Below are 4369 nucleotides of genomic sequence, written 5' to 3' on the forward strand. Positions count from 1 at the left end.
CCCCAGGCCGGGTGGTGCCGTACCCCGCGAACAGTCCGCTCGGCACGGATTCCAGGACAGCAGCTCCAAGGAGGCCCTGGTCATCCGAACCCTCGCCGCCGTTCTCGGGGAGGACGCGGACAGCCTCGACCAGCGCGGAAAGCTGAACGTCGGAGCCGACGTGGTCGACAGCGCCGGCCGCTACTACGAGATCAAGGCCCACGGCGGCGCCCGACCGAGCGACGTCACCCTCACGGCCGCGGAGTACAACCGCGCCCGGGAACAGGGAGAGAACTACATCCTGCTCCTCGCCGAACACCTCAACGAGGGCAGCGGAGGTGAACCGGTTCTGACCCTGATCAGCGACCCGCTGGCCAAGCTCGATCTGGAGCCCGTGTCGGACGTCCGGCTCAAGGGTCTGCGCGCGGCCTCGCTGGAGGCCGAACGGTGGGAGTGGCCGGCGACCTGACACCGGGCGACAGGTGGGCTCGACCCGGAGGTGCCCGGGCTGCGAGCGGTGTCGGGAAGGTGCTCGTGGCCCCGGCCACGCAGTGCCCTCGACCCGGCCGGCGCGGGCTCCTCAGGTCGAGCCGCCGCTCGTACGGGCCCGGTCCACCGTCGGGCGTCAGCGCAGTGCGAGGACCTGGCCGGGCAGGAGCAGGTCGGGGTCGTCGCCGACGGTGTCGCGGTTGAGTTCGTAGAGGGCGGGCCAGCCGCCGTCGGTGGCGAAGGCCTGGGCGATGCCGCCGAGGGTGTCGCCGACCTCCACGGTCCAGTTGTCCGGGCAGTCTTCGTCGTCCGTGCAGACCGGAGCGGGGGCGTCGGCGTGGGATGGCGGGATGGCGGAGGCATGGGGCCGGGTGTGCGCCGGCCGGTGGCTGCGGGCGTGAGCGGTCGGCCGGTCGCCGCTGTGTGCGGCACGGGCTCCGCAGGCCGGCCACGGGGTCAGGCCGCGGCGCTCGGCCAGGTGCTCGGCCACGGCGATCTGCTGTTCGCGGGTCGCCCGGTCCGCGCGCGGCGCGTAGGCGAGGCCTCCGTTCGAACGCCAGGTCGGGCTGTCGAACTGCAGCCCCCCGTAGTAGCCATTACCGGTGTCGGCCTGCCAGCGCCCTCCGCTCTCGCACCTGGCGACGGCCTCCCAGTCCACTCCCGTTCGGAGGACCCCCGCGCTCGCCGCGGCGGCGGAGGCTGTTGCCGCGCCGCCGGCGACGGCGACAGCGAGCAGGGACAGGAAAACGACGACCAGGCGACGGGCCACGGACAGCGGTGACATGAATGCTCCGTACTCCGGGAACAGGGACCGGGCACCGAAGTGCCCCTCCCACCCATGCACCTGACGTCCTCGACGGATGGGAGCGAAGCGCCGATCTCGTTCGACCGGCGGCTCGACACCACTCGAACGCGGGGCCGGGCGACTGGGCCGGGTGATCGCCCGGGCGGGCCCGGAACATCTCCTCGCGCCGTCCGGGTGGGCTACTCGTGATCCACGACGGGGGGAGCGGGGCGCGGACTTGACGGCGCGGTGGCAACGGAGTGCTGCGGCGAGCGGACAGGGTCGATGCGGGGCGCGTCCGCAGTCCGGGGCACGGCTCGTCGGGAGGCCGGCCCTGATGGCGGGGACGGCGCCCGCCGGTGATGGCCCGGAGTGTGCGTCTCGGGTCCGGCGGGCACCAAGGCGAAGCGTAGGGCGGTGAGGGGTAGACGACCCGGCTCCTACCGCTCGGGGTGACGCAGGCGTCGCGGACGACGGCGGTGAACCGCACGGCCAGGTCCTCTGGGAGCGGGGGCCTCTCGGGAACCCGGCCGGCAGGAGACCGGCAGCGCCCGGGGACGTGGCGCGGCTGCTCTGCTCGGCGGCCCGGAGGCCCTGGCGCGGAGGCGACGCGCGAACGCGAGGACCGGTTGCCTTGCAGGCGCGGTCCGGGGCCGGTGCGCGGTGGTGGAACCGTTCGCAGCACCTGCCGCTCCGTCCCCTGCCGCTCAGCACGCCGCCCCCGCCGCGGCGCCGGACGATGCCGGGCTGCCGGCGAAGTGCATCCTGTACGTCATTTCCAGAGGCGCCGAACGACAACGGAATCGGCACCTTGTCGCGAAGCTCCCCGACTGAACCAGGATTCCTGGGCGAGCCGCACAGAGGCGAGCGGGAGGCAGAAGCGCACCGGGCCTCGCCGTCAGGCCGGTCAACCCGCTACCGCGCGTAGCGGGGAAATCTGCCCTTCACCAGCCGTGCACCGCGCCGGAGCGGTAAGTTGACGGCCGCCAACCATGGGGAGAACCGCTGACATGACCATCGATCAGGCTGCCCTCGGCAGCGCGGTGAAGGCGGTCGTCGTCGCCGCGCACGCCGATGACCAGGCCGCGCTGTACCGGGCCGTGATGCCGCCGGCAGGCACGGACACGCCCCCGGCCGAGGTCACCGCCTGGTTCGGGACGCTCCTCATCCACCTGGCGCTCGCTGCCGCGATCACCTCGAAGCTGGAGCGAGGCTGCCCCCGGGAGGCCGTCTCGGGGTGGATCGGGGAGGTGCTGGGCCCGCCGCCCACCCCGGCGCTGCTGCGTGCTGCGGATCCTGGCCGCATCGACCATGTCGAAGCGGTGAGCGCCGCAGCGGACTACTCCCAGTGCCACGAGTACGCCGTCGACCTGATCCGGTTGGGTCTGGCCGAGCCGGACGAGGCACCGGACGAGCGAGGCGTCGACGCCCACTGTGCGGTGACCAACGACAGTAGGACGCGGATCACCGTGATCGCGATGCTCGGCCGCCTCGCCGCCGTTCCTGGCGGGCGGGCTTGACGGTGCCGCTCCGGCAGCGCACGGGCGCCGGGCCGTTGTCGGGCTGCTCTGCGTCGTGACCTGGAAAGCGGCCTTCCCGTCCAGGCCGACCGGTCTCGGCGACGGCCGAAAGCGGTTCAGGCACGGATTCCGTGAAGTCGATCAGCTGGCGTGACGGTCTGTAGTCGGAAGCTGGTGGGTGGCAATGACGATCGATGCCGCGCTTGTGCTGGGCATTGCCCAAGACCGCCGCCCTGCACCGTGATCGAGCTGGTAGGAAGGGGGAATGGACGACAAGATCATCGCCCCGATCGACCAGATGCTCGCAGAACGCGCGTGCGAGCGGATCATTGTGGACTTCATCCACCGTCTCGACCTTGGCGAGCCGAGCTCGGTGGCTGAGCTGTTCACACCCGACGGCATCTGGCAATGGCCTTACGGTGACCGCCGCATCGAAGGCCGTGACGCCCTGCGGGCCTACTTCGCCTCGCGCCCGTCGGACAGGCTCTCGCGTCGCCTGATGACGAACATCCTGGTCACGGTGGAGTCCACGACGACGGCCCGCGCTGTCTCCTATCTGACGACGTATCGGGTCGACGGCTACGACGGCGGCATGATCGAGCCTCGCCTCCCGGCCAACGTGGGCCACTACGAGGACACCTTCCGTAACCTCGATGGCAACTGGCTCCTCGCAACCCGCACCGTCTTCCTCCCCTTCGGTGCCGACACGGAGCGACTCCCCTCCCGGACCGCGGCTCGCACATGACGGGAAGCGCTTCGCAGCCCGAGTAACCGGCACTTCGGCGCGCCATGGTGCCGCCCGCGTTTTTCCCCTGCCGTCGGCGATGGGGCGTACGGACGGGGTCGCCGAACGTCGTGCCCTGCTGTTCCGTAAACGGAGAGGTAGTGGTGATCGCGGCGGCTGGCTGCGGTCAGGAGGAGCCGCTTGCGCAGCAGCGGTGGCTTCGCTCGGCCGAACATGCTGCGCTTGAGCGCCTTCAGGTCGTTGACGCGGCCCTCGACCGGCCCGGAGGACCAGTCGGTGCTCATGCCGTAGACGACGGCGTCGAGGTCGGTGAGCAGTCCGGCGGCGAAGCCGGCCGGGCCGCACTGCTCGTCCGCGCAGACGTCGGCGATCCAGCGGGTCAGCTGGTCTCCTTGCGGTTGGTCATGATGGCCGCGAAGGTGCGGCCGTGGACGGCCGCGGCCGCGAGCTCGGGTGATCGGGCCAGCAGGATCGTGAGCTGCTGCGGCCAGCCTCCTCGAAGGCGTCGCGGTCGCCCGGCAGGCCATACCGTTGAGGAGGCCCTCGCGGAGGTCGAGGGCCGGCCGCCGGGCTCGAAGGGCGGCACCGCCCCGGCCGGCAGTACGACAACTGCGGTACCGTCGTCGCCCGCCTTCAGTGGGCCGAGCCGTTCTGCTCGACCGGCTCCGGCGTCAAGGTGTACCTGATGGCGCGTAACAGTGACATCGGCGCCCCGGTCTACGCCGGCACCGTTTCGATGGATGTCTACGCCTACGTCTGGCTTTGTACGCGAGGACGGGAGTCGTTTGTCGTCGGCTTCGGGAGTCACCGCGTGGGCCTGTTCCATGATCAATGTCGATGAGTTTGGGAGTC

At 71.4% G+C, this 4369-nt stretch carries 5 protein-coding genes; 3 read left to right on the top strand and 2 right to left on the bottom strand.

Translation table 11 applies throughout. The annotated features are described in order from the left end of the window. Positions 1 to 448: protein NO VEIN domain-containing protein (locus tag ACIQOV_RS29530; RefSeq protein ID WP_401053616.1), on the top strand; the 448-nt coding region annotated here is incomplete at its 5' end. Between the two features lie 156 nt (positions 449 to 604). Here ACIQOV_RS29530 and ACIQOV_RS29535 read toward each other — a convergent pair. Next, positions 605 to 1252: a transglycosylase family protein gene (locus ACIQOV_RS29535; protein ID WP_401053617.1), complete on the bottom strand. Its 648-nt coding sequence runs from the start codon at positions 1250 to 1252 to the stop codon at positions 605 to 607. Positions 1253 to 2262: 1010 nt separating this feature from the next. Here ACIQOV_RS29535 and ACIQOV_RS29540 point away from each other — a divergent pair. Together ACIQOV_RS29540 and ACIQOV_RS29545 are read left to right on the top strand one after the other, a co-directional pair. Further along, positions 2263 to 2772 (top strand): hypothetical protein, encoded by a 510-nt coding sequence (locus tag ACIQOV_RS29540; RefSeq protein WP_401053619.1) that lies wholly within the window; start codon positions 2263 to 2265, stop codon positions 2770 to 2772. A gap of 265 nt (positions 2773 to 3037) precedes the next feature. Next, complete coding sequence (locus ACIQOV_RS29545; protein WP_331768802.1) at positions 3038 to 3517, top strand: nuclear transport factor 2 family protein; 480 nt, start codon at positions 3038 to 3040, stop codon at positions 3515 to 3517. Positions 3518 to 3896: 379 nt separating this feature from the next. Here ACIQOV_RS29545 and ACIQOV_RS29550 read toward each other — a convergent pair. Continuing rightward, the coding region (locus ACIQOV_RS29550) for a hypothetical protein (protein ID WP_401053620.1) at positions 3897 to 4369 on the bottom strand (473 nt) is incomplete at its 5' end.

Origin of the sequence: Kitasatospora sp. NPDC091257, assembly GCF_044757675.1 — a bacterium.
Taxonomy (GTDB): domain Bacteria; phylum Actinomycetota; class Actinomycetes; order Streptomycetales; family Streptomycetaceae; genus Kitasatospora; species Kitasatospora lactacystinica.